Annotated in this window: 24 protein-coding genes and 1 CRISPR repeat array; of the genes, 10 read left to right on the top strand and 14 right to left on the bottom strand. The window is 55.3% G+C overall.

The annotated features are described in order from the left end of the window. The first annotated feature begins 164 nt into the window (after positions 1-164). Positions 165-527 carry a protein YacL gene (gene yacL, locus JGC47_RS13325; protein WP_004159576.1) on the top strand — a complete coding sequence of 121 codons (363 nt, stop codon included), beginning with the start codon at positions 165-167 and terminating at the stop codon, positions 525-527. Positions 528-614: 87 nt separating this feature from the next. On the opposite strand, the gene speD is transcribed toward yacL, so the two are convergent. The 3 genes from speD to JGC47_RS13310 all read right to left on the bottom strand — a co-directional run bounded on the left by speD (position 615) and on the right by JGC47_RS13310 (position 2,745). Beyond that, positions 615-1,418: an adenosylmethionine decarboxylase gene (speD, locus tag JGC47_RS13320; RefSeq protein WP_004159573.1), complete on the bottom strand. Its 804-nt coding sequence runs from the start codon at positions 1,416-1,418 to the stop codon at positions 615-617. Positions 1,419-1,439: 21 nt separating this feature from the next. Further along, positions 1,440-2,297 (bottom strand): polyamine aminopropyltransferase, encoded by an 858-nt coding sequence (gene speE / locus JGC47_RS13315; RefSeq protein ID WP_004159571.1) that lies wholly within the window; start codon positions 2,295-2,297, stop codon positions 1,440-1,442. Between the two features lie 100 nt (positions 2,298-2,397). Next, on the bottom strand, positions 2,398-2,745 hold the full coding sequence (locus tag JGC47_RS13310; RefSeq protein WP_013035878.1) for a YacC family pilotin-like protein: 348 nt from the start codon (positions 2,743-2,745) through the stop codon (positions 2,398-2,400). A gap of 180 nt (positions 2,746-2,925) precedes the next feature. Between JGC47_RS13310 and cueO the strand changes: the two genes are divergently transcribed. From cueO to JGC47_RS13295, 3 genes are all read left to right on the top strand, one after another. Then, a complete protein-coding gene (gene cueO, locus JGC47_RS13305; RefSeq protein ID WP_013034898.1) occupies positions 2,926-4,536 on the top strand; it encodes a multicopper oxidase CueO in 1,611 nt (536 codons plus the stop codon). A 182-nt stretch (positions 4,537-4,718) separates the two neighbouring features. Continuing rightward, positions 4,719-4,986: direct repeats of the CRISPR family, unit length 28 nt; unit sequence GTTCACTGCCGTACAGGCAGCTTAGAAA. A 795-nt stretch (positions 4,987-5,781) separates the two neighbouring features. Next, entirely contained in the window at positions 5,782-6,459 is a 678-nt protein-coding gene (locus JGC47_RS13300) for a helix-turn-helix domain-containing protein (protein ID WP_004159562.1), read from the top strand. Between the two features lie 63 nt (positions 6,460-6,522). Beyond that, positions 6,523-6,711 (top strand): hypothetical protein, encoded by a 189-nt coding sequence (locus JGC47_RS13295; protein WP_013035882.1) that lies wholly within the window; start codon positions 6,523-6,525, stop codon positions 6,709-6,711. A gap of 74 nt (positions 6,712-6,785) precedes the next feature. On the opposite strand, the gene JGC47_RS13290 is transcribed toward JGC47_RS13295, so the two are convergent. Further along, complete coding sequence (locus tag JGC47_RS13290) at positions 6,786-8,066, bottom strand: cystathionine gamma-synthase family protein (protein ID WP_004159559.1); 1,281 nt, start codon at positions 8,064-8,066, stop codon at positions 6,786-6,788. A 253-nt stretch (positions 8,067-8,319) separates the two neighbouring features. On the opposite strand from JGC47_RS13290, the gene hpt reads away from it, so the two are divergent. Continuing rightward, positions 8,320-8,856, top strand: coding sequence for a hypoxanthine phosphoribosyltransferase (hpt, locus tag JGC47_RS13285; RefSeq protein WP_004159558.1), 537 nt, complete (start codon positions 8,320-8,322; stop codon positions 8,854-8,856). Between the two features lie 99 nt (positions 8,857-8,955). Here the strand turns inward: hpt and can are convergent, their stop codons facing one another. Then, positions 8,956-9,618 carry a carbonate dehydratase gene (gene can / locus JGC47_RS13280; protein ID WP_013035883.1) on the bottom strand — a complete coding sequence of 221 codons (663 nt, stop codon included), beginning with the start codon at positions 9,616-9,618 and terminating at the stop codon, positions 8,956-8,958. A gap of 232 nt (positions 9,619-9,850) precedes the next feature. Between can and JGC47_RS13275 the strand changes: the two genes are divergently transcribed. Further along, on the top strand, positions 9,851-10,777 hold the full coding sequence (locus tag JGC47_RS13275) for an ABC transporter ATP-binding protein (protein WP_004159555.1): 927 nt from the start codon (positions 9,851-9,853) through the stop codon (positions 10,775-10,777). Next, complete coding sequence (locus JGC47_RS13270; RefSeq protein WP_004159553.1) at positions 10,774-11,544, top strand: ABC transporter permease; 771 nt, start codon at positions 10,774-10,776, stop codon at positions 11,542-11,544. The genes JGC47_RS13275 and JGC47_RS13270 overlap by 4 nt, the downstream gene beginning before the upstream one ends. Positions 11,545-11,611: 67 nt before the next feature. On the opposite strand, the gene panD is transcribed toward JGC47_RS13270, so the two are convergent. The 9 genes from panD to thpR form a co-directional block, all read right to left on the bottom strand. After that, on the bottom strand, positions 11,612-11,992 hold the full coding sequence (panD, locus tag JGC47_RS13265) for an aspartate 1-decarboxylase (protein ID WP_004159549.1): 381 nt from the start codon (positions 11,990-11,992) through the stop codon (positions 11,612-11,614). Between the two features lie 63 nt (positions 11,993-12,055). Further along, positions 12,056-12,910: a pantoate--beta-alanine ligase gene (gene panC / locus JGC47_RS13260; protein ID WP_004159545.1), complete on the bottom strand. Its 855-nt coding sequence runs from the start codon at positions 12,908-12,910 to the stop codon at positions 12,056-12,058. 15 nt (positions 12,911-12,925) lie between these two features. Next, the gene (gene panB, locus JGC47_RS13255) at positions 12,926-13,720 is read right to left on the bottom strand and encodes a 3-methyl-2-oxobutanoate hydroxymethyltransferase (RefSeq protein ID WP_004159544.1); all 795 of its coding nucleotides are present in this window, start codon (positions 13,718-13,720) and stop codon (positions 12,926-12,928) included. 77 nt (positions 13,721-13,797) lie between these two features. Continuing rightward, positions 13,798-14,277: a 2-amino-4-hydroxy-6-hydroxymethyldihydropteridine diphosphokinase gene (gene folK / locus JGC47_RS13250; RefSeq protein WP_033477717.1), complete on the bottom strand. Its 480-nt coding sequence runs from the start codon at positions 14,275-14,277 to the stop codon at positions 13,798-13,800. Next, complete coding sequence (gene pcnB / locus JGC47_RS13245) at positions 14,277-15,701, bottom strand: polynucleotide adenylyltransferase PcnB (RefSeq protein WP_205217198.1); 1,425 nt, start codon at positions 15,699-15,701, stop codon at positions 14,277-14,279. Before pcnB ends, folK begins: the two co-directional genes overlap by 1 nt. 58 nt (positions 15,702-15,759) lie before the next feature. Beyond that, positions 15,760-16,668: a tRNA glutamyl-Q(34) synthetase GluQRS gene (gene gluQRS, locus JGC47_RS13240; RefSeq protein ID WP_004159540.1), complete on the bottom strand. Its 909-nt coding sequence runs from the start codon at positions 16,666-16,668 to the stop codon at positions 15,760-15,762. A 70-nt stretch (positions 16,669-16,738) separates the two neighbouring features. Next, positions 16,739-17,194: an RNA polymerase-binding protein DksA gene (dksA, locus tag JGC47_RS13235; protein ID WP_004159538.1), complete on the bottom strand. Its 456-nt coding sequence runs from the start codon at positions 17,192-17,194 to the stop codon at positions 16,739-16,741. A 303-nt stretch (positions 17,195-17,497) separates the two neighbouring features. After that, positions 17,498-18,202 carry a DNA/RNA nuclease SfsA gene (gene sfsA / locus JGC47_RS13230; protein WP_004159535.1) on the bottom strand — a complete coding sequence of 235 codons (705 nt, stop codon included), beginning with the start codon at positions 18,200-18,202 and terminating at the stop codon, positions 17,498-17,500. 9 nt (positions 18,203-18,211) lie between these two features. Next, positions 18,212-18,739 (bottom strand): RNA 2',3'-cyclic phosphodiesterase, encoded by a 528-nt coding sequence (thpR, locus tag JGC47_RS13225; protein ID WP_004159534.1) that lies wholly within the window; start codon positions 18,737-18,739, stop codon positions 18,212-18,214. Positions 18,740-18,816: 77 nt separating this feature from the next. Between thpR and hrpB the strand changes: the two genes are divergently transcribed. The 3 genes from hrpB to JGC47_RS13210 all read left to right on the top strand — a co-directional run bounded on the left by hrpB (position 18,817) and on the right by JGC47_RS13210 (position 24,498). Beyond that, the gene (gene hrpB, locus JGC47_RS13220) at positions 18,817-21,255 is read left to right on the top strand and encodes an ATP-dependent helicase HrpB (protein WP_004159533.1); all 2,439 of its coding nucleotides are present in this window, start codon (positions 18,817-18,819) and stop codon (positions 21,253-21,255) included. Positions 21,256-21,381: 126 nt separating this feature from the next. Beyond that, a complete protein-coding gene (gene mrcB, locus JGC47_RS13215; RefSeq protein WP_004159532.1) occupies positions 21,382-23,898 on the top strand; it encodes a bifunctional glycosyl transferase/transpeptidase in 2,517 nt (838 codons plus the stop codon). A gap of 147 nt (positions 23,899-24,045) precedes the next feature. Beyond that, complete coding sequence (locus JGC47_RS13210; protein WP_206215640.1) at positions 24,046-24,498, top strand: DcrB-related protein; 453 nt, start codon at positions 24,046-24,048, stop codon at positions 24,496-24,498. Positions 24,499-24,501 lie beyond the last annotated feature (3 nt).

Here is a 24,501-nt window from a genome sequence, read left to right as displayed (position 1 = left end):
CTGTGCTGAAAACCGGGCCTGGTCCCGGTTTTTTTACGCCTGCAGTAAAAGCGCTGTTTTTCTGCAAGCAGGCTGCGATAATGCGCGCCAACGCTCAGTATTGACCAGCCAGACGCGCAAAATGATCCGAGCGTGCGCAGTTAACTGGTCGGAAGGAAAGCGCTATGGAATATGAATTTTTATCTGATATCACCGGGGCAGTGAAAGTGCGCATGTCGATGGGGCATGAGGCGGTCGGCCACTGGTTTAATGACGAAGTCAGTGACAACCCAGAGATACTGGCCGAGGTGGAAGCGGCGATAGCGCAGGTAAAAGGCAGCGAACGGCAATGGCAGCGGGTCGGACGTGAGTACACGCTGCTGCTTGACGCAGAAGAAGTCATGATCCGTGCTAATCAGCTTGGGTTTGAAGGGGATGAAATGGAAGAGGGCATGACTTACTACGATGAAGAGAGTTTGTCATTCTGTGGGGTAGAAGACTTTTTGAAGGTCATTGCCGCTTACCGGGCATTTTTATCGGAGCGCTAGCAGAGGCGTCAACGCCGTGCCTGACCTGAACACCAGGCTGGCGTTGTCAAGACAAAAGCGGCCTTGCGGCCGCCTGATGATACGATGTTAACCAAGAGCCGGGATATTACGACCGTAGTAAATTTCCCGCATTTCTTTCCACAGCAGGTCGGTAATGCGTTTATGTTCCTGTGCGCTAAGCTCTTCAGGTTTGGTATTAAACAGGTAGTGTTTAAGGTCAAACTCTTTCAGCATCATCTTGCTATGAAACATATTCTCCTGATACACGTTCACATCCATCATGTCATACATTGACTTCATATCTTCCGACATGAAGTTCTGAATCGAATTGATTTCATGATCGATGAAATGCTTCACCCCGTTCACATCGCGGGTAAAGCCTCGTACGCGATAATCGATGGTGACAATGTCAGATTCCAACTGGTGAATTAAGTAGTTCAGCGCCTTTAACGGCGAAATCACGCCACAGGTCGACACTTCAATATCCGCGCGGAAGGTACACAAACCACCTTCGGGATGGCTTTCCGGGTAGGTATGTACGCAGATATGGCTTTTATCCAGATGCGCAACGACCGAGTTCGGCAGCGGGCCTGGATGCTCAGAGGTGTCAATATCGCGCGGATCGATCGGTTCTTCGCTGACCAGAATAGTGACGCTGGCACCCTGTGGTTCATAATCCTGACGTGCAATATTCAGCACATTAGCACCGATAATCGAGCATGTTTCGCTCAGAATTTCGGTCAGGCGGTTAGCATTGTACTGTTCATCAATGTAGGCAATATATCCGTCGCGTTCAGCTTCAGTATTCGCGTAGCAGATGTCGTAGATACAAAAACTCAGGCTTTTGGTCAAGTTGTTGAAGCCGTGTAGTTTCAGCTTTTGCAATTTCATTCACCCCCTTAAAATGCCCGGCTAATCTGCCAGCGCATTTAACAGATATTGCGGCAAGGCAAAGCTGCCAGTATGGATTGCCGGATTGTAATAACGGCACTTCAGGCCAGCCTCCGTGCAGCGGGCGGTCAGTGTGGCGGTATCCAGCTGGCGTAACGCAGGATTGTCGCTTGCCCATGCAAAGGTCATAATTCCGCCGTAGTAGGTTGGAATTGCGGCCTGGTAGAAACTGACATCGTCAAAATAGTGGCTCAGCTTACGATGGCTGTTGACCGCTTCATCCTGCTGCAGGAAACAGACGCCGTTCTGTGCCACAAAAATGCCGTTCTGATTCAGACAGCGGCGGCATCCCTGATAAAATTCCGAAGTAAACAGACTTTCTCCCGGCCCGATAGGATCGGTGCAGTCAGAGATAATCACGTCGAATTTATCGCTGGTTTGATTAACGAAGTTTACGCCATCCTCAATGACCAGTTTGAAACGTGCATCCTCATAGGCTCCGGCGTTATGGTTCGGCAGGTGCTGCTGGCAGAAAGTCACCACGCCTGCATCGATTTCAACCATGGTGATTTGTTCGATATTTTTATGGCGACACACTTCACGCAGCATGGCTCCATCTCCGCCGCCAATAATCAGCACGCGCTTTGGTGCGCCGTGGGCCAGCAGAGGAACGTGAGTCATCATTTCGTGATAAATGAACTCATCGCGTTCGGTGGTTTGTACCACGCCATCCAGCGCCATAACGCGACCCAGGGCGGCATTTTCAAATATAATCAGATCCTGATGATCGGTCTGTTGGCGATAAATGACTTTGTCGACAGAAAAATACTGTCCAAATCCGGCATGAAGCGTTTCATACCACATTTCATTAGCGGTCATGGTGGGGCATTCCTCGTCACGAAAATGGGCGCAGTATGATAGCTATTAATCACCGCCGTTGCACGGTCAACCTGTTTGCGGCAGGGGAAATGGCGGAAAGTTACTTCACCCACGCCAGAAGATTCAGTGAGTCGCGTGCCAACGATTTGCATTTTGCATCGTTAGGAACTGCGATCCCGCTAAGGTCACGGTAGCTGTCTTCACCCAACGCTTTCATATTGAAGCTGCTGTAATTGGTGAGATCCCAGCGATTTTGCTGGGCAAAAAAGACCAGCGCACGGCGTATCTGGCCGTCAGGAAGGTCCCGATAGCCACAATCATTTTTTAAATACACAAATACTGCGGTTAAATCAGCCAGATCTTCTGCTTCCGGCTCGCTCAGGGCGAAGCTGGTGGAAGTGAAGCCAAACAGCCCTGACAGCAACAGAGCCTTGATGCTTTTCTTCATGGTTATTCTCATACGTCTGCAATCATCAGACGTTAGCACAGTTCACGCCGGGCACCAGCCACTTTTACCGTAGAAAATTCCTGAAGTCTGTTTTCACCGCCTTTGTATAACAAACTTGACCTTCCCGCTGGGGCAGGGTTTATGCTGCAAGCTTATGCCGGCCGAAAAAAGGAATGGAAGATGCAACGTCGCGATTTTATCAAACTCTCCGCCGCGTTGGGCGCAGCGGGCGCTCTGCCAGTATGGAGCCGCGCTTTGATGGCGGCAGAGCAGCGCCCGCTATTGCCAATCCCCACCTTACTTATCCCCGATGCGCGCAGTGAAATCAGCCTGACGGCCCAGGCCATCAACAGCAGCTGGCGCGGCAAACGCGTGCCCGGCTGGGGATATCACGCAAACCTGCCTGGCCCTGCCATCCAGCTGGAGCGCGGTAAGGAAGTCAATATAACGCTGTACAACCGCCTGCCTGAAGCCACCACGGTGCACTGGCACGGCCTGGAAGTGCCGGGCAACGTCGACGGCGGGCCGCAGGCGCGCATTGAGCCAAATCACAGCCGTCGCGTGACTTTTACCCCCGATCAGCCAGCGGCAACCTGCTGGTTCCATCCGCACCTGCATGGTCGCACCGGTTTTCAGGTGGCACAGGGGCTGGCCGGACTGGTACTGATCACTGACCCGGAAAGCGGCAAGCTGCTGCTGCCAAAACAGTGGGGTATCGACGATATTCCGGTCATCCTGCAGGACAAGCGCCTGAGCGCCGACGGCAGCCGCATTGATTATAAGCTGGATATCATGAGCGCGGCGGTAGGCTGGTTTGGCGATACGATGTTGACTAACGGGGCAATCTACCCGCAGCACGGGGTGCCGCGCGGCTGGCTACGGCTGCGTTTGTTGAACGGCTGCAATGCGCGCTCGCTTAACCTGACGACCAGCGATAAACGTCCGATGTATGTGATTGCCAGCGACGGCGGGCTGCTGGCAGAAGCGGTGCAGGTCAGCGAGCTGCCGATGATGCCTGGTGAACGCTATGAAGTGCTGGTAGATACGGCTGACGGCAAAGCGTTTGACCTGCAAACCCTGCCGGTGCGGCAAATGGGCATGACGCTGGAACCGTTCAACCAGCCGCTGCCGGTGCTGTCACTTGTGCCGTTACAGGTGCAGGCCAGCGGCACGCTGCCGGATAAGCTGGTCGATCTGCCCGCAATGCCATCGTCACAGGGGCTTAACACCCGTTGGCTACAGCTGACGATGGACGCGGAACTGGATAAGCGCGGTATGCAGGCGCTAATGGATAGATATGGTCATGCGGCGATGGCAGGCATAAGCATGGATGCGCACGGCGGGGGTAAAAAGGCTGGTGCGAACCACCAGCAAATGTCTTCGATCGATCACCGGGAGATAACCGGGATGAATCACGGCAGTTCCGCTCAGCAACAAAAGTATGATTTCCATAATGGCAATCAGATCAACGGCATGGCGTTTAATATGGATAAACCGTCGTATGAGGTTAAGCGGGGCGTTTATGAGAAGTGGACGATCTCAGGCGAAGGCGATGAGATGCTGCATCCGTTCCATATTCACGGTACCCAGTTCCGCATCCTGTCGGAGAACGGCAAACCTCCTGCCGCGCATCGTAGCGGCTGGAAGGATACGGTACGTGTTGAAGGCTGGCGCAGCGAGGTGCTGGTGCGCTTTAACCACCAGGCAGACAGGGCACATGCCTATATGGCGCACTGCCATCTGCTGGAACATGAAGATAGCGGTATGATGCTTGGTTTTACCGTGGCGTAATAAATACAGACTGGCGTTATAGGATGGTTTTCGCCGGGTAACAGGCCTGTCTGGCGAACCCTTTTTTCTAAGATTTAACTTGTTGATTTCTAAAGCGTGATAATTCAACAGAAAAAAGGGTACAGCACGGTTAAGCTGGTAAAAAGTTAATGCGATAAGCCAGTTAGCCCGGTAATGTAACGGTTCACTGCCGTACAGGCAGCTTAGAAATTTACGTTTGCGTTAACAGTAAGCTCTGCAACGTTCACTGCCGTACAGGCAGCTTAGAAAATCGCACCCCACTGATTGAAGAGCAGCACACTGTTCACCGCTGTACAGGCAGTTTAGAAATAGCAATAAATTCGATAGACGCTGATTTGCGTGTTCACTGCCGTACAGGCATCTTAGAAATGGCTTCAATTGCGGTCGGGTGTGATGCATCAGTTCACTGCCGTACAGGCAGCTTAGAGAGCCAACGTTCACTGTCATTTAGCCACGCTTCCGGTTCAATGCCGTACGGGCAGTTTATTGAGGACTGAATGACTTCTCCCCTTGCCTGAAAGCATACTTTGCTTCACGGGCTTCTCATGCTGTGGACATTACGCTGACAGGCAGAAAACAGGTTATCCGTGGCACATCTCCGCTGGCGCCAGCGGCTTCACCGGTGCGCCTGACCTTACCTGTGCAGTGCGGTCTTACCGCCGTTGTATGCAGATATGATTAAGACGGTTGTTTCACTGCAATTAAATCAGCTAAATGTAAAATAAGAAAAACCCCCGGTTAAAGTTCTTAATTTGAGAGTATTAAGTGGGGGTTTTTCACGGTTTTTTTACAATAAAAAAAGAAAGATCTTATATTTTTTTTATGCTCATAATTTGGCTGTTGAACCTGTTTTTAAGCTATTTGAAATTTTTTTACTCAATAATTTTCAGAACTTTCATTTTGAGTTAGCCACTTTTTTTCTCTCCTTTTTCTTCGATAATGGTTCCGCATGCAGTGCAATTGACGTTTTTTGTATTGAATGAAATGCAAAGTTAAACTCAATACGCTTATCAAAAAGAGTATAAATATTGATAAAATTCCGAACATTTACAGATATCCTTTCCAGTAAATCAGGAGGTGACATTAACATAAATCTGGATTTGAATGATTCAATCAACTTGTGAAGGCTGATTGAGGAGGATCTATGGTATTGAAAATGATCTGTTTTTAGGTTTTGATAGGGGCCGTAAAGGAATGATACAAATCGTTATCTAAGAGGGAATTATGGATATTTATGCTCAAGGATTGTCTTCGCGAAAAAAGGTTGTTTTAGTGACGGACGATCGCTATTTTTATTTAGGCATTAAGTCTGCAAGTCTGAGGAATTTGGCTATCACAGCTCTGGGGTTTGACAGGTTCATGAATGAAAGCGTGAGTGCCGACGCACTGATAGTTATAGATATGCTCTCCTGGGCTTTTTTCAAATCAAGCAATGAAACTTCTTTTTATGAAAAAATGATAAAAAATAAAAAACCTGAAGATGTGGTTATGCTGACCTCAAATATCTTCCAGGAGGTCATTACAGACATGCTTTATCCTGGGTTATGCAAAGTTGACAGAAAGTTAACTTTATCATTTTTCTCAGAATTATCTGCCAGTAAAATCAAAAAAAATTCTGCCAGGTGGTGTCCTGCTTTTGCAAAGAAACGCGGCCTGACGAACAGGGAGATGAATATTATTCTCGAACTTTTCAGAGGCGGTAAAGAAGATGAAATTAGTATGCAGCTAAACATTTGTCAAAAAACGGTCAGTGCTCATAAATTATCAGCCCTGTCTAAAGTAGGCTGCAAGAATATTTCTCATTTCTTTCTGCTTGGCAGGCCATTTTACAGAGATCTCAAATTCTTGTTAAGCCCACGAAGGAATAGTCTTTCCGGAAAGAGGTTATCAGTGTCTCAATAAGCGATCAGCGCACAAAATAAGCGCAATTGAGCATCGTCTGGTATAACAGGGTTAAGCAGTAATATGAACTCATCAACTTACCCGCAAGTGAACGATGCAGCTTGTCGCCCGGCAGAAGTGCATGTTGAACGTCGAAGAAAGTCTGTCTGGCAAACTATGCATTATATGTTAATTCCTTCAGGGATTGGCTTGCGATTGGCGTGCAACCTGGCGGATATGGCTATCCGCCAGGCGTTACTGAGTCTTGGTTAGCTGGTGGGTATTCATGCCTGCTGCACTTTCCGGGTGCTGGTAGCGCCAGGCGACAACGCGTTTGCCCATCGCCTTTACCTATCCAGCGACAGCCGCAGATCCTCGATTAAATCATCTTTATTCTCAATGCCAATCGACAAACGAAGGGTAGAGGCTTTAATACCCATTCGTTCCCGCACGGCCAGATCTACTCCCGAATGGGTAGTGCTGGCGGGATGGCTGGCAAGGGACTCGGTGCCACCCAGGCTGACGGCCAGCTTAAACAGCTGCAGGCCGTTGAGAAAGCGGAATGCCGCATCCTGACCGCCGCGAATATCAAAAGAGAACGTCGATCCGGCACCGCTGCACTGGTCGCTATAGACTTTACCGGCCGCAGAGTGCGGATCAATGAACGGCAGATAATGGATTTGCTCGACCAGAGAATGGCTGCGCAAAAATTCTGCCACCGCAGCAGCGTTGTCGTTAGCGCGATCCATGCGCAGTGCCAGGGTTTCCAGCGAGCGGCCAATCATCCAGCTTGAATGCGCATCAAGCTGGGTACCGATGGCGCTGCGCAGTGCCTTTACCTGGCGGATCAACGCCCGATTGCCCATCGCCGCTCCGGCAATCAGATCGGAGTGACCGCCCACATATTTTGTCAGCGAGTAAAGCGAGATATCCGCACCGTGTTCCAGCGGGCGGGAGAATACCGGGCCGAGCAGGGTATTATCGCAGGCGATCACCGGGCGGTGCTGCTGCTGCTGTTCAATCCGATCGGCCACACGCTTGATTAAGGCGATATCCACCAGGCTGTTGGTCGGATTGGCCGGAGACTCAATCAGGATCGCCGATACGCGCCCTTGCGCCAGCGCTTTATCTGCCGCAGCCTGCACCAATGCTTCATCGATTCCGTCAGCAAAGCCGATGGCGGCAACGCCGAGATTGCCGAAGGTTTTACTGAGCAATGTCTCGCTGCCACCGTACAACGGCTGCGAATGCAGGATGGCGTCACCGGGCCGGACGAAAGTCAGTAACGTAGTAGCGATGGCAGACATGCCGGATGAGAACAGCGCCGCGCTTTCACTGCGTTCATAGATGGCCAGTCGGTCCTCAACGATTTCGCTGTTGGGATGATTAAAGCGCGAATAAACCAGCCCGTTGCCCTCTCCCGCAGGTGGTTCACGGCGTCCGGAAACATAGTCAAAGAAATCGCGCCCCTCTTCGGCACTGTTGAAGATAAAGGTTGAAGTCAGAAAGACCGGCGGTTTTACCGCGCCTTCGGATAACGCCGGGTCATAACCGTAGTTCAGCATCTGGGTTTCAGGCTGAAGCTCGCGCTGGCCAATATGGGTTTTTTTAGAATGTGAAGAAGGCATCAGATCTCCTGCCATAACGGCGTGTTGTATCATTATGGGTGCTAAGTTAACATGCGGCCAGACAGGGCAATAAATGAATAATTGCGCTAAGGTTACATCAGTACGCGATATTAAATATGGCTGTATTTGCATGTGGCAGTCTGTATGGCTGTGGTGGTCAGGGGGGCCGCCGCGTTGCGCAACGATGAGGGTAATGGCTGCTAAATGTGATAAACTTTCTCGCTTTCCTTGAGCAATCGGCAAACCGCTACTTATGAAACACACTGTTGAAGTTATGATCTCCGAAGCTGAGATCGCCTCCCGTATTACCGAGCTGGGCAAGCAAATCAGCGAACATTACCGCAACAGCGGCAGTGAAATGGTGCTGGTTGGCCTGCTACGCGGCTCATTTATGTTTATGGCGGATCTTTGCCGCGCCATTGATGTTTCTCACGAAGTCGATTTTATGACTGCGTCAAGCTACGGCAATGGCACCACCAGCAACCGCGATGTGAAAATCCTCAAAGATTTAGATGAAGATATTCGCGGTAAGGATGTGCTGATCGTTGAGGATATAATTGATTCAGGTAATACGCTGAGCAAAGTGCGTGAGATCCTTAGCCTGCGCGAACCAAAATCAATGGCGATTTGTACCCTGCTGGATAAACCGTCAAGGCGCGAAGTGTCTGTGCCGGTGGAGTATGTAGGCTTTGCCATCCCTGACGAATTCGTGGTCGGATACGGGATTGATTACGCCCAGCGCTATCGTCATTTGCCGTACGTCGGCAAAGTGGTGTTGCTGGACGAATAATTCCCGCAAGCATGTGCGACAGCACAATCAACCAAGGCCGGAGGTTCCGGCCTGTTATATCATCTGCGGCGGTTGTAAAGGCGCGGGTAACCGGCGGTCTTACGGGTTGAGATCGGGATCGTTAAGCAGATTGGCAATACCGTGGCGGTAACGCTGTTCCAGTATTTCGCGGTTGGTGGCCGTCACTTCCAGGTCGCGCAGATAGCCATCCTGAATGCCGTACACCCAGCCATGAATGTTGACGTTCTGACCGCGCTTCCACGCAGACTGCATAATGGTGGAGTGGCCCAGGTTGTAGACTTGCTCGATCACATTAATTTCACAAAGCTTATCCACGCGCTTCTCTGGCGGCAGCTCGCCTAATAGCGCGCTGTGCTTGTAGCAGAGATCGCGGATATGCAGCAGCCAGTTGTCAATCAGGCCCAGTTCCGGGTTTTCCACCGCGGCCTGAACGCCGCCGCAGCCGTAGTGACCGCAGATAATGATGTGCTCCACCTCCAGAACTTCGACCGCGTATTGCACTACCGAAAGGCAGTTTAAATCAGTGTGAACCACCAGATTGGCCACGTTGCGGTGAACAAATAATTCGCCCGGCTCCAGCCCGGTCAGCCGCTCGGCGGGTACGCGGCTGTCTGAACAGCCAATCCAGAGAAAACGGGGTTTTTGCGCCAGAGACAGGCGTTCGAAAAAACCGGGATCTTCCTCTTTGAGCAGCCTGGACCACTGACGATTGTTGCTGATAAGGGTACTGATGTCTGTCATTAGGATGTCGACCAATAGCTCAAAATGCGTGGCAATAATATAGGCCAGCGCAGCGTAATTGAAAACGATTAACAAGAAAGCTATAGCCGAAATAATTAAAGCGGCGCAAAAGTGGCAGGTGCTGAATCCCAATAAACTGACTACAGTCAGTAATTGAGACAAATCACTGCTGCTAAGGCAAAAGCCGCTTGAAATGTCGCGAATATACACACAACAGGGCAATTTTTAACTTATGACTTATGCACTGGAACTTGAAAAGCTGACCAAAACCTATCAGGGCGGGGTTCAGGCGCTAAGGGGCATCGATCTCGCGGTGGAGGCCGGTGACTTCTATGCGTTGCTTGGTCCTAACGGCGCGGGTAAATCGACTACCATTGGCATTATCAGTTCACTGGTAAATAAAACCGCTGGCACAGTGCGGGTGTTCGGCTATGACCTGCAAAAGGACACGGTCAATGCCAAGCGCCAGCTGGGGCTGGTGCCGCAGGAGTTCAACTTCAACCAGTTTGAGACTGTACTGCAGATCGTCGTCAGCCAGGCTGGCCTGTACGGCGTGGAAAAGACGGTTGCGCTGCAGCGGGCAGAAAAATATCTGACGCAGCTGGATCTGTGGGGCAAACGCAACGAGCGCTCGCGGATGCTGTCGGGCGGTATGAAACGCCGGTTGATGATTGCTCGCGCCCTGATGCATGAACCGAAACTGCTGATCCTTGATGAACCGACCGCCGGGGTGGACATTGAGCTGCGCCGCTCAATGTGGAGCTTCCTGCAACAGCTTAACGCGCAGGGAACCACCATCATCTTGACGACGCACTATCTGGAAGAAGCTGAAATGCTGTGCCGCAATATCGGTATCATCCAGCACGGCGAATTAGTGGAAAACACCTCGATGAAAAGGCTGCTGGCTAAACAAAAATCGGAAACGTTCATTTTCGATCTGGCGGTGAAAAGCCCGCTGCCTAAGCTGGAAGGCTTCCAGTATCGGCTGACTGACACCTCAACGCTGGAAGTCGACGTGCTGCGCGAGCAGGGGCTGAACAGCGTATTCAGCCAGCTTAGCCACCAGGGCGTGCAGGTTTTAAGTATGCGCAACAAGGCAAACCGTCTTGAGGAGCTGTTCGTTGACCTGGTAAACGGTCGTAGTGGAGATAAATCATGACGCATTTGTACTGGGTGGCCCTGAAAAGTATCTGGTGTAAAGAGGTTGACCGTTTTGCACGTATCTGGATCCAGACGCTGGTGCCGCCGGTTATTACCATGACGCTCTATTTCATTATCTTTGGCAATCTGATCGGTTCACGTATCGGTGAAATGCACGGCTTCAGCTATATGCAGTTTATCGTGCCGGGCCTGATTATGATGGCGGTGATCACCAACGCTTTTGCCAACGTCGCCTCCTCATTCTTCAGCGCCAAATTCCAGCGCAATATTGAGGAACTGCTGGTGGCTCCAGTACCGACCCATGTGATCATTGCCGGCTATGTTGGCGGCGGCGTGGCGCGCGGGATCTGCGTTGGCATACTGGTGACGGCCATCTCGCTGTTCTTTGTGCCGTTCCACGTCCATTCCTGGCTGATGGTGGCGGTCACGCTGCTGCTGACGGCAATATTGTTCTCGCTGGCCGGCCTGCTGAACGCGGTGTTTGCCCGCACGTTTGATGATATCAGCCTGATCCCGACCTTCGTGTTGACGCCGCTAACCTATCTTGGCGGCGTGTTTTACTCGCTGACGCTGCTGCCACCGGTATGGCAGATGGTGTCGAAGCTCAACCCGGTCGTCTACATGATCAGCGGCTTCCGTTACGGATTTCTTGGAATAAACGATGTGCCGCTGGCGTTGACCCTCGGCGTTCTGCTGGCCTTTGTTCTGGTGTTTTATGTGCTGGTATGGTTTTTTATCCAGCGCGGACGCGGGCTGCGTACCTGATGATATAACAGGGGCCGGACGGCATCACCGTTCGGCCCCTGGCTGGCAGCCAACCCGCCGCGTGAAACTAGGCGACCTGAACCGGCACCGCTTTTGCTACGCGTTTCATCTGGTTGTCACCTTCGAAATAGGCCACTTTAGGCTGCCATTGATGTGCCTGCTCATCGGACATCTGTACGTAAGAACAGATAATCAACAGGTCACCTTCACAGGCACAGCGCGCTGCCGCCCCGTTAACCGAGATGATTTTTGAACCGCGTTCGGCGGCGATAGCGTAGGTAGAGAAACGCTGGCCGTTATTAACGTTATAGATGTCGATAGCTTCATATTGCAGAATGCCGGAAGCGTCGAGAAAATCCTGGTCGATGGCGCAGGAACCTTCGTAATTCAGCTCCGCCTGGGTAACTTTCACCCGGTGGAGTTTACCCTGCAACATAGTACGATTCATAAGTCATTACTCTGCAATCAATTTAAAAACGGAGGTCAGTATTGCTCGCACAGGCGCTACTGTCTACTGCGTGAGATCAACCTGCTGGTTATCAATCAGACGCGCTTTACCCAGCCATGCTGCCATCAGGATCACTGCTCGCTGGCTGTCGACGTTCAGTGGCAGCAGCGTATCGGCATCGACTATCGCCAGGCCATCGGCCCGCAGGCCTTTTTCAGCCAGCGCGTTTTCGCCACTGGCGATCAGCTCTGCAACATGGCGTTCCCCCTGACCGAGCCGTGCGGCGATTTGCTGCATCACTTTACTCAGTTCAGGGGCGATTTTACGCTCGTCCGCCGTCAGATAACCGTTACGCGAACTGAGCGCCAGGCCATCTTTGGCGCGTACGGTGGGCACGCCGATAATATCAATATCGTAGCCCATATCCGCCACCATTTTGCGGATCAGCGCCAGCTGCTGATAATCCTTTTCACCAAAGCAGGCGAGATCCGGCTGCACCAGATTAAACAGCTTGCTGACGATGGTGGATACGCCACGGAAATGACCGGGACGGCTGGCCCCTTCCAACAAGGTGGAAAGGCCGGGTACATCAACGAAGGTGTGGTCGTCCAGTCCCTGAGGGTAGATATCAGCAGGAGCCGGGGAGAACACCAGGTCAACGCCATGACGATTCAGCTTTTCGCAGTCTTCCTGCAGGGTGCGCGGATACCGGGCCAGATCGTCTGCGCGTTCGAACTGCATCGGATTAACAAAAATCGACACGATAACGATATCCGCACGTTCACGCGCTTCATCGACCAGCGTCAGATGCCCTTCGTGCAGGTTGCCCATAGTGGGAACCAGCGCAATACGTTTGCCATCCTGACGCCAGCGCCGCACTTCACGGCGTAGCACCGGCAGGGTTTCAATCATCAGCACGCTGTTGCTCCTTGGTTACTGAAAGCTGTGTTGTTCGGCCGGATAGCTACCGGCTTCGACTTCTGCCACGTACTGACGCACGGCGGCACGAATGTCTCCGGTCTCGGCAAGGAAGTTTTTGGCGAATTTAGGAATATGGCCGCCGGTAATGCCAAACGCATCGTGCATCACCAGGATTTGACCGTCGGTGGCATTACCGGCCCCAATGCCGATAACCGGCACGGTAAGCGCTTCAGTCACGCGCTTCGCCAGCGCCGCCGGTACGCACTCCAGAACCAGCAGCTGCATGCCTGCTGCTTCCAGCGCCAGCGCATCTTCCAGCAGTTGGTCAGCTGCTTCCGCGTTCCGCCCCTGCACTTTATAGCCACCAAAAATATTCACCGACTGCGGCGTCAGGCCAAGATGGCCGCAGACCGGAACGGCACGCTCGGTGAGCTGTCTCACCGTTTCGGCCAGCCATGTTCCGCCTTCCAGCTTGACCATATTCGCCCCGGCGCGCATCAGCTGCGCCGCGCTGTCAAAGGTTTGCTCCGGCGTGGCGAAGCTCATAAACGGCAGATCGGCAAGCAGCAGCGCGCCCGGGCTGCCCCGGCGCACGGCCTGGGTATGATAGACAATATCGGCTACGGACACCGGCAGCGTCGACTCCTGGCCCTGTACCACCATGCCCAGCGAATCGCCGACCAGCAGCACCTGAATGCCTTCATCGGCAAACAGGCGGGCGAAGCTGAAATCATAAGCGGTGATGGTGGCGAATTTATGCCCCTGCTGCTTCCACTGGCGTAACGTCGAAACGGTGGTTGGTTTCATCATATCCTCACTCGAAATTTTCTGTTTGGCTATCTTAAAGCAATGGATGGAGGGCGCACAGGAGATGGCAAACGGGCTTACCAGGGGCGGATGCTGCTACAGTCAAGGTTAGCCAGCATATCAGCCAGCGCTCTGCCGTCCGGCAGGCAAAGCGCGGGAGCAATCTCCAGCAGCGGCAGCAGCATAAACGCGCGACGATGCATATCGTAATGCGGCACCGTCAGGCGAGGGGTGTTTAGCGTCTGCTCACCGAACAGCATGATGTCGAGGTCAAGCGTGCGCGGGCCCCAGCGATGCGCCTTGCGTACGCGCCCCTGCTCCAGCTCAATGCGCTGGGTATGGTTGAGTAGCGCTTCAGCGTCAAGCCCGGTATCGAGCGCCACTGCCGCATTGAGAAAATCGGGTTGATCCGGCGGGCCATAGGGTGGCGTGCGGTACAGGGAAGAGGTGGCAACCAGCTGGCAATCAGGTATGGCTACCAGCGCATCAAGCGCGCATTGCACCTGAAGCAACGGGTCGGCCAGATTACTGCCCAACGCCAGATAAACGCGGTTGATCACTGGCGATTGCTGCTACTGTCGCGGCGTGGGCTGCCGGGCACGCGCTTGCGCGGACGGCGGGTGCGGCGGCGCGGTACAGGATCATCACCAAGCGTGTTGAGCATCGTCTTCTGCTGCGGCGGTGCCGAGACCTGAAACTCGCTCCACCAGGTGGTGAGACGCTGCAACTCATGGTTATTTTCCACTTCGGCGCGCAGCGCCAGCAGATCGAAGGCGGCGCGGAACTTAGGATGTTCCATCAGCTTCCACGCGCGTTTACCGTGGCGGCGTGACAGGCGCAGCTGCAGCTGCCAAATATCGCGCACCAGCGTGGTAATACGTTTGGGGATCGCCAGTGAGCGGCAGGCTTCATCCAGCACCTCGTTCATCGCCAGCGCAAATGCGTCGTAATAGACGAGGCCGCTCTCTTGCGCAAATTTCTGCGCCATCTCCAGCTGCGGATACCAGAACATTGCGGCAAACAGGAACGCCGGATTCACGCGCATCTGATTATGGATGCGCGTATCAGTGTTTTTCAGTACCAGCAGGATCATCCGTTCCATATTACTGTCACCCTGTTCGGTGAAGTAGCGGGTGATAATCGGGAACAGCGGCTGGAAAAGCTGGTATTCAAGCAGCTTAAGGTAAGTACTGTGACCATAACCGGCCTGTAGCAGCTTCAGCGTCTCTTCAAACAGACGTGCCGGAGGAATATCGTGCAGCAGGGTGGCCAGACGCGGGATGGGTTCACCGGTCCCGGCTGCGATACTCATGTCCAGTTTGGCAGCAAAGCGCACCACGCGTAGCATGCGCACCGGATCTTCGCGATAGCGGGTTTCCGGGTCACCAATCATGCGGATGATGCCCTGCTGCAAATCGCTTAAACCACCGACATAATCACGCACCGTGAAATCGGCAACGCTATAATAGAGGCTGTTAATGGTCAGATCGCGGCGCTGGGCGTCATCTTCAATCGAGCCGAAAATATTGTCGCGTAGCAGCATGCCATTCTGGTCACGATGCGAGCTGTTACGATCTTCAACCACCTGCTGTTCAGCTTCGTGGTGGCCCCGGAAGGTGGCGACCTCGATAATTTCCGGGCCGAACATGACGTGGGCAAGGCGGAAACGGCGACCGACCAGACGACAGTTGCGAAACAGCTTACGCATCTGATCCGGCGTGGCATTGGTGGTCACGTCGAAGTCTTTCGGCTTTTTACCCAGCAGCAAATCGCGCACGCCGCCGCCAACCAGATAGGCTTCATATCCGGCTTTATTCAGGCGATACAGCACCTTGAGGGCATTTTCACTGATGTCCTTGCGCGAGATATTATGAGCCTCGCGTGGGATGGTCGCCATTTGACGCACTGCCGCGGTCTCGGCGGGTGCCACTTCTTCGCGACTAAGGACTTTCCGGCAAAAATTAGCAACTCGGGTAAAAATGGGACACCTCGATAGTGACAAATAATTCTAATCGATAAAAATAGCGGCTAATCATAGCTCAGAGTGAACCATTTGAGAATGCCGAAGTCGTTGTATGCGTCAGCATCGCGTCGCTTCTGGGAATATTAGCCTGCTTCCAGCCGCTTATTGCCAGTTTTAACAGCGTGGCGACCGTGATATCCCGCCAGTCATCGTTCACCGTCTGGCCAAGAAAACGCAGAGCCTGCACCAGGGACGGACGCGGGTCGCCCGCCGGCAATGGCGGTGCATGATTCTGTTTGGACAGCTTATTACCATCGGGGTTTAGCACCAGCGGCAGATGTAAATGGCGCGGGGCAGGCCAGCCAAACTGTTGATAAAGCACGATTTGCCGCACCGTAGGCTCAATCAAATCCGCGCCACGCACCACCTCGGTGATGCCCTGAAAATGGTCGTCCACCACGACCGCCAGATTATAGGCAAACAGCCCGTCGCGCCGGTGAATAATGAAATCCTCCCGCGCCAGGTTCGGGTTAGCCTGGATGCTGCCGCGCAGCAGATCGTGAAAAGCCAGTACAGGATTATCTACCTTCAGACGCGTGGCTGCCTGCTCAGGGCCACGGTGCAGCTCCCGACAGCGATTGTCGTACAGCCCGCCACACTGCTGAATGCGGCGGCGGGTGCAGGTACAGTGATAGCTCAGTCCCTGCTGGTGAAGATGGTCAAGCGCTGCGCGGTAAGCCTCATGACGCTGCGACTGCCACAGCACTTCGCCGTCCCATTCAAGGCCGTGATCTTCAAGCTGTTGCAGAATACGCGCTGCCGCACCGGGCACTTCACGCGGCGGGTCAATATCTTCGATACGCACTCGCCAGACGCCGTGCTGCGCGCGCGCCTGAAGATAACTGCCTAAAGCAGCAATCAGGGAGCCGAAATGCAGGTCGCCGGAAGGGGAGGGAGCAAAACGCCCGACACAGGATGCTGACATCGTAACAGGAGATTGGCAGTGAAGCGCAAGCGGAAACCGTTTCCTGCTTCACTGCACAATCTACAGGCCGTTAGCCGGCCATCTGTTTTTCGCGGATTTCCGCCAGCGTTTTACAGTCGATGCACAGATCGGCGGTAGGACGCGCTTCAAGACGACGGATGCCGATTTCAACGCCACAGGATTCACAGTAGCCGAAATCATCGTCTTCAACCTTTTTCAAGGTTTTTTCAATCTTCTTAATCAGTTTGCGCTCGCGATCGCGGTTACGCAGTTCAAGACTGAACTCTTCTTCCTGAGCGGCACGATCGACCGGATCCGGGAAGTTTGCCGCTTCGTCTTGCATGTGAGTCACCGTGCGATCGACTTCGTCCCGAAGTTGATTGCGCCAAGCTTCAAGAATTTTCTTAAAGTGCTCCAGCTGGGCCGCATTCATATACTCTTCGCCAGGCTTCTCTTGATACGGCTCCACCCCAGCGATGGCGAGAATACTCAGTGACGATGTTTTACGGTTTTGCCCTTCTTGCATGTTGTGTCTCCTGGATAACACGCACTACACACCCTTCATTATTCAGGGGCAGGAGCATAAGCCCTTTCCTGCACGCCGGAATACTCGGGTATCGATCCCACTAGGGGAAAAAACAGGCCGCTATAAATAACAGAAGCGGGCAAGGTTAGCAATTATTCCTGAACATGCCTTGACAGGCATGTGAGGAAAAGCGTATCTGGCGGCTCGCTGTCCACCTGCAAACCACTGCTACACCATTTAGTGGTATGCCGTCGGTAAGCGGCAAAGTCAGAAGCGCCGTATAAAAGCAAATTGCGCTGCATATTACAACTCCCCTTTCAGGGGGTCTCGCAGCTTAAGCCCCAGCGGGGATAACTGCGCCTTGTAGCACAGAACTTCGACACCGTTACGCTGCGCCTGTTCCAGCAATTCGGCGTAATGTGCATCAATGTGATGCGCCGGGGAAACGTCATTAATCCCCGAATGCAGCACGGCGAAAAACAGCACCGCACGCTGGCCTGACCGGGCGATTTGACTGAGTTCGCGCAAATGCTTTTGTCCGCGCACGGTGACCGCATCCGGAAAGTAGCCATGGCCCTGCTGCAACAGCGTTACCGATTTGACTTCAATATAGCAGTTGCGGCGACTGTCTGCCTGTAGCAGAAAGTCAATACGGCTGTTTTCGCTGCCGTATTTCACTTCAGGCAGCAGCGTTGGGTAACCGGTCAGCTCCGCTATCTGCCCGGCATTCAGCGCCTCACGGAGCAATCCGTTGGCGCGCAGGGTATTGACGCAAATCCAGTGGCCATCTTGCGTCTCGGTCAGCTCCCAGCTGTGCGGATATTTGCGCGTCAGGCTGGCCGAAGTAGAGTACCAGACGGTATCGCCCGGCGTGGCGCATCCGGTCATCGCCCCGGTGTTGGCGCAATGAATGGTTAGCGTTTCTCCTTCGGGGGTTACCACGTCTGCCAGAAAGCGTTTGTAGCGTTGTACCAGCCGCGCCGGACGCAGAGCGGGGCTAAAATCCATAAGACTTCCTTATAATAGTGACCATGCGGCAACTTCCTTATAGCGGCTGCGCCCGGCGGTAAACTGCGACTGAAACAGGACAAAACGCTTTACGGTCAGCGACCAGTTGAAGTTACGCGCCGGCAGCGCCAGCGGCTGGGTAGCATGACGCAACAAGGTGACATGGGGATGAAACGGCTGCGCAGTTTGCGCACAGCCGCTGCGCGCCGCCTGTGAGCGTAATAACTGCGCCAGCTGGAGCAGCCCGCGCGGAGCCTGGCGCGGCCCCAGCCATACCACGCCTGATCGCGGCCAGTGCCCGGCATCGTCCAGCGTCAGGGAAAAAGCGGGCTGCTGAATGCGCGCGGCCAGCTGCATCAGCGCCCGTGCTTTCTCATCACTGACTTCGCCAAGGAATGCCAACGTTAAATTCAGCGCGTCGGCCGCCAGCGGGCGTCCGGCCTCCGCCGGGAAGGTTTCTGCCCGCCAGCGGATTATGCTCTGTTTACAGCTGTCCGGCAGTTCAAGAGCAAAAAACAGCCTTTTTACCTCACCCATTCGCTCCTCCGGTATTTCAAACGCGTCAATGCTACAATGCGCAGCAGATTTAGACCATGTCGTTATGGAGCCAAAACGTGAGTTCATTACCGGTCAGTGCCGTATTACCCGAGATATTAACGGCGCTGCAATCTTCCCCCCAGGTCCTGCTGGCGGCCCCGACCGGGGCGGGTAAATCGACCTGGCTGCCATTGCAAATCCTGCAGCTGGGCGGGTTGAACGGGCGCATTCTGCTGCTGGAGCCGCGCAGGCTGGCGGCGCGCAACGTCGCCCAGCGGCTGGCGGAACAGCTGGGGGAAGAACCGGGGGCTACCGTCGGCTACCGCATGCGTGGTGAAAGCCGTAGCGGAGCCAATACCCGGCTGGAGGTGGTGACGGAAGGGATACTGACGCGGATGTTGCAGCAGGACCCGATGCTGAACGATGTCTCACTGGTGATCCTTGATGAATTCCACGAGCGCAGCCTGCAGGGCGACCTGGCGCTGAGCCTGCTGCTCGACGTACAGGCCGCGCTGCGTGACGATCTGCGCGTGCTGATTATGTCGGCGACGCTGGACAATGCACGCTTAAGCGCATGGTTGCCCGCTGCCCCACTGATCGCCTCGGCCGGGCGCAGCTGGCCGGTGGAACGCCGTTATCAACCGTTGAACGCCAGTCTGCCCTTTGACGAGGCGGTGGCCCGTCAGACCAGCCAGCTGCTGCGCGAAGAGCCGGGATCGCTGCTGCTGTTTCTGCCCGGCGTAGCCGAAATTCAGCGCGTGCAGGCCCGGCTTGCCGGGCTGGTCGCCAGCGATGTCGATCTCTGCCCGCTGTACGGCGCGCTGTCGCTGGCAGAACAGCGCCGGGCGATCCTTCCTTCCCCGGCCGGGCGGCGTAAAGTGGTGCTGGCGACCAACATTGCTGAAACCAGCCTGACCATTGAAGGCATTCGCCTGGTGGTAGACAGTGCGCTGGAGCGCAGCGCGCAGTTCGACGTGCGCAGCGGACTTACCCGCCTGCAAACCCAGCGCGTTAGCCAGGCCTCTATGACCCAGCGCGCCGGGCGTGCCGGGCGACTGGAGCCGGGTATTTGCCTGCATCTTCTGGCACAGGAGCAGGCGGAGCGCGCGGCGGCGCACGCTCCGCCTGAAATCCTCAACAGCGATCTCTCCGCCCTGTGGCTGGATCTGTTGCAATGGGGCTGCCACGATGTCAGCCAGCTCAACTGGCTGGATGCGCCGCCGCCAGCTGCCATTGCCGCGGCGCAACGGCTGCTGTTGCAGCTGGGAGCAACCGACGGCAATGGCAGGCTGACGGCCAGCGGGCGCAAAATGGCGGCATTGGGCAGCGAACCGCGCTATGCCACCTTATTGATTGCCGCCGGGGATAATGCGGATGCGGTCGCCACGGCGGCACAGCTGGTGGCGATGCTGGAGGAGCCACCGCGCGGATTGGTCGATCTGCGTGACGCTTTCCAGCGCAGATTACCGCAGTGGCAGCGGCGCACGCGCCAGCTCCAGCAGCGCCTGAATATCAGCGGCGGCAACATGGATGAAGATCGGCTGGCCATGCTGTTGGCCGCCGCCTTTCCTGACCGCATCGCCCGGCGGCGCGGTGCAGAAGGGCGCTATCAGTTGGCAAACGGCAGCGGTGCCGCGCTGGACCGCGAAGACGGCCTGACACGTTATGAATGGCTGATTGCGCCCGCGCTGTTACAGGGTAATGCCCAGCCGGATGCGCGCATTTTGCAAGCGCTGCCGCTGGATATCGACCGGCTGATCCGTCAGTGCCCTTCGCTGGTTCAGCAGCAAACCGAGGTGGAATGGGATGAGGAAAAAGGGACTTTGCGCGCCTGGCGGCGTGAACAGATTGGGCAGCTGGTATTGACGTCGCAGCCGCTGGCGAAACCTGGCGAAGACCAGCTGCACGCGGCGATACTGCGCCGGGTACGACAAAAAGGGTTATCGGTGCTTAACTGGACGCCGCAGGCCGAACAGCTGCGGCTACGGCTGCTGTGTGCGGCGCAGTGGTTACCGGAGGGCGACTGGCCAGCCGCCGACGATAACGCACTGCTGGCTTCGCTTGAGCATTGGCTGCTGCCGGTTTTGGCCGGGGTGCGTGATGCAAAAGAGCTGCGCCAGGTCGATATGGCCAGCGCGTTATTACCCTTACTAACGTGGGCCCAGCGTCAGCAGCTGGATAGTGCGCTGCCAACTCATTACACTGTGCCGACCGGAAGCCGCTTGCCGATCCGCTATCATCAGGATAAGCCTCCGGCGCTGGCGGTGCGCCTGCAGGAGATGTACGGTGAGGCGCAAAACCCCTGCATCGCACAGGGGCGCGTGGCGCTGGTGCTGGAGCTGTTGTCCCCGGCGCAGCGACCGTTGCAGATAACGCGCGATCTGGCCGGGTTCTGGGCCGGTGCCTGGCGCGACGTACAGAAAGAGATGAAAGGGCGCTATCCTAAGCACTTGTGGCCTGATGACCCGGCCAATACCTTACCCACACGGCGGGTGAAAAAGTTTTCCGCGCCGTAATTTTTCTGTCTGGCTGACGGATTGCGTGCCGTGACCGGATGATTCAGACGGTTCTGCTTCCGCAGAGGCCGTTGTGAGAAGAGAGTAGTCGGCCTGGCCGACGCCAGCCCTGGAGAAATGAAACACATGTCTGACGATCGTGAACCTATCGGGCGCAAAGGAAAGCAGCCGAAGCCGCCGCGCAACAAAGCGGGGCGAGGTCGCCGCAGGGAACAGCAATACGATGATTATGACGATCGGGATGATGACCTGGATGACGAGGAGATAACTCCGGTGCCACGTAAAGCAAAAGGACGCCCGGTGCGTAAAAAAAGAAGCTGGTCGGGCTTATTTATTAAGCTTTTTCTGATTTTCGTTGTGGCGATGGCTGCCTATGGCTTCTGGCTTGACGGCCAGATCCGCAGCCGTATCGATGGTAAAGTCTGGCAGCTGCCGGCCACGGTCTATGGCCGTATGGTCAGCCTTGAACCCGGCATGTCATACAACAAAAAAGAGTTGATCGCGCTACTGGAGGGGACGCAGTACCGCCAGGTAACGCGCATGACGCGGCCCGGTGAGTTTACCGTACAGGCCAACAGCATTGAGATGATCCGCCGTCCGTTTGATTTCCCCGACAGCAAAGAGGGGCAAATTCGCGCGCGTCTCAGTTTCAGCAACGACCGCCTGAGCGAAATCAAAAACCTCGAAAGCGGACGTGATTTTGGCTTTTTCCGCCTCGATCCGCGTCTGATCACCATGTTGCAGTCGCCAAACGGCGAACAGCGCCTGTTTGTGCCGCGTGCCGGGTTCCCGGACCTGCTGGTGGACACGCTGGTGGCGACCGAAGACCGTCACTTCTATCAGCACGACGGTATCAGTTTCTATTCCATTGGCCGTGCCTTCCTGGCCAATATCACCGCCGGACGGGCCGTGCAGGGGGGAAGTACCCTGACCCAGCAGCTGGTGAAAAACCTGTTCCTGACCAACGAACGCTCATTGTGGCGTAAGGCCAATGAAGCCTATATGGCGCTGATCATGGATGCGCGCTACGGCAAAGATCGCATCCTTGAACTTTACCTGAACGAGGTGTATCTCGGCCAGGCGGGCAGCGACCAGATCCGTGGCTTCCCGCTGGCCAGCCTGTATTACTTTGGTCGTCCGGTGGATGAACTGAGCCTTGACCAGCAGGCGCTGCTGGTGGGCATGGTGAAAGGGGCATCGCTCTATAACCCGTGGCGTAACCCAAAGCTGGCGCTGGAACGCCGTAATCTGGTGCTGCGCCTGCTGCAACAGCAGAAGGTGATCGACGAAGAGCTGTACGCGATGCTAAGTGCGCGTCCGCTTGGCGTGCAGCCGAAAGGTGGGGTAATCAGCCCGCAGCCGGCCTTTATGCAGATGGTGCGTAACGGGCTGCAGGCCAGCCTTGGCGACAAAGTGAAGGATCTGTCCGGGGTGAAAATCTTCACCACGCTCGATCCGGTATCGCAGGATGCCGCCGAAAAGTCGGTGGAAGAGGGCATCCCGGCGCTGCGTAAACAGCGTGGCCTGAACGACCTGGAAACCGCAATGGTGGTCGTCGATCGCTTCAGCGGTGAAGTGCGCGCGATGGTAGGCGGTGCCGATCCGCAGTTTGCCGGTTATAACCGCGCGCTTCAGGCGCGGCGTTCAATCGGTTCACTGGCGAAACCGGCCACCTATCTCACCGCCCTGAGCCAGCCGGACGTTTATCGCCTGAACACCTGGATTGCCGATAATCCGCTGGAGTTGAAACAGCCGAATGGTCAGGTGTGGAAACCACAGAATGACGACCGCCGTTTCAGCGGCCAGGTGATGCTGGTGGATGCCCTGACCAACTCGATGAACGTGCCAACGGTCAACCTCGGAATGACGCTGGGGCTGCCGCAGGTGGTGGATACCTGGACCCGTCTGGGTGCGCCGAAAGATCAGCTACAGCCGGTTCCGGCGATGCTGCTGGGGGCGCTGAACCTGACGCCGGTTGAGGTGGCGCAGGCGTTTCAAACCATTGCCAGCGGCGGCAGCCGTGCGCCGCTGTCGGCACTGCGATCGGTGATAGCCGAAGATGGCAGCGTGCTGTATCAAAGCTTCCCGCAGTCGGAACGCGCGGTGCCGGCCCAGGCCGCGTATCTGACGCTGTACAGCATGCAGCAGGTGGTTGACCACGGTACGGCGCGTGCGCTGGGGGCGAAATACCCTAAAGCTACCCTGGCGGGGAAAACAGGTACCACCAACAACCTGGTGGACAGCTGGTTCGCCGGTATTGACGGCAAAGAGGTAACCATTACCTGGATTGGCCGCGACAATAACCAGCCGACCAAACTGTATGGCGGAACCGGGGCGATGCAGCTTTATCGCCGCTATCTGGAAAACCAGGCGCCGCTGCCGTTGCTGCTGAATCCGCCGGAAGATATTGCGCCGATGAACGTCGATTCTGCCGGTAATTTCGTCTGCGACAGCGCCAGCAGCAGCTGGCGCCGCCTGCCGGTGTGGACTACCGATGCCAGTGCGCTCTGCCAGCAGCAACAGCAGCAGGTTCAGCAGCAGCAACATATGTTGCAACAGCAGGATCAGCAACCGCAGCAGCAGAACCAGCAGAAAGACGCTAACGGGGTCGCTGGCTGGATCAAAGATATGTTTGGCCAGTAACAACCGCTATTGAGCATGACAAAAAGCCGGGAAACCGGCTTTCTCATTTGTTTTGTAAGCGTATTTTTGCTCAATACCGGACGATGGATTTTCTTTGCGCCCTTCTTATGCGATGCTTAAGCCCGGTTAATTAAAAGGACCCCGTTAATGCCTGATTTTTCCCGTTGTACCTTCGCGGAAGGCAGCGTGACGTTGCCGGAAGGCTACAGCGACCGCACCGTTAACCTGCTGCTGGCCCCTGACGATGCGTATCCCTCGCTCAATATCTCGCGCGATACGCTACAGCCCGGTGAAACCGTGGCCGGCTACATCACCCGCCAGCTTGATACCCTGTCCGCCAGCCTGAAAGGCTGGGTGCTGAAAGCGCGCGCGGCGGCGCAACTCGGCGAGGCGCAGCAGCCCGGCGAGAGCGTGTCTGCCAGCTATCTGCGCGACGGCCAGCGCATCTGGCAGCACCAGGCGGTGTTTGCGCTGGCCGGAGGGCGCGTGCTGGTGTTCACCCTGGCGCAGACGCGCAGGCTGTCGCCGCAGGATGAAGCCCTGCTACAACAGGTGCTGGCAAGCTACCGCCAGCCTGTGGCTACCGGCCATCAGCCATAATGG

Source organism: Erwinia amylovora (genome assembly GCF_017161565.1).
Lineage (GTDB): Bacteria > Pseudomonadota > Gammaproteobacteria > Enterobacterales > Enterobacteriaceae > Erwinia > Erwinia amylovora.
The sequence above is the reverse complement of the archived record's forward strand: the minus strand, read 5'-3'. Positions and strand labels throughout refer to the sequence as shown.